The sequence below is a fragment of the Vibrio sp. 1580 genome (assembly GCF_033340055.1).
This window is the reverse complement of the sequence record NZ_JAWOVT010000156.1, coordinates 1-844: the sequence shown is the minus strand read 5'-3', so window position 1 is coordinate 844 and position 844 is coordinate 1. Positions and strand designations below refer to the sequence as shown.

At 46.6% G+C, this 844-nt stretch carries 1 protein-coding gene; it reads right to left on the bottom strand.

Annotated features, from left to right (window positions below):
- Positions 1–28 precede the first annotated feature (28 nt).
- On the bottom strand, positions 29–613 hold the full coding sequence (locus tag R7093_RS24685) for a YhgN family NAAT transporter (protein WP_005455144.1): 585 nt from the start codon (positions 611–613) through the stop codon (positions 29–31).
- Between the last annotated feature and the right edge of the window lie 231 nt (positions 614–844).

Sequence of the window (844 nt, the reverse complement as noted above, 5' to 3'; positions counted from 1 at the left end):
ACTGGAGCGGCTTTTTGTTGTCTTTGATTTATCCCAAATAGCTTTTCACACCATCTAGGAACATCTGGGTGGAAATCATCACCAATAACAAGCCCATTAAGCGTTCCACCGCTTTCAGACCGCGTTCGCCCAACAGACGATTGAAAAAGCCATAGAACATCAAAATAAAGAAGGTCGCGCCCCACGCAATCACCACTGACGCTGAAAGTTCGACCAGTTTGTCGGGATGCTGGGAAGAAAGCAGAAGCAACGCGGCAATCACTGATGGGCCAGCAATCATTGGAATTGCCATTGGCACAATAAACGGCTCTTCACCCGCCGCTAACCCGGTGATGCTCCCTGCACTTGGGAAAATCATCTTAATTGCGATGATAAATAATATGATGCCACCAGAGATACTCAAAGTTTCCGGCTGTACGTGCAAAAAGCTCAAGATGCTTTGTCCGGCGAACAAGAACAACATCAAAATCAATAAGGCAAAAATCAGCTCGCGGATGAGCACCTTACGACGACGTTTGGGATCGATGTGTTTAAGAATGGACAACACAATGGGCAAATTGCCAAGAGGGTCCATGATAAGAAACAGCATGGTCGCTGCAGAAAGAATATCCATGTTCTGGCCTCGACGAAAAAAATGGCGACCAGTGTATAGTAAGGAGATTGTGCGAGTATACGGCTAAGGGCGAAATCAGATAATTCGCCCTCGATTACCGAAACAACCTCAGACGCCGCTTAATGGTTGCAAATACGCGCCATGTTGACGACGAACTTGCCTTCGAGTTCGCGAACCTTATCGCGCTGTAATAAAAAGGTTAGCGATGGAGCTCAGTTTTGATCATTAGAC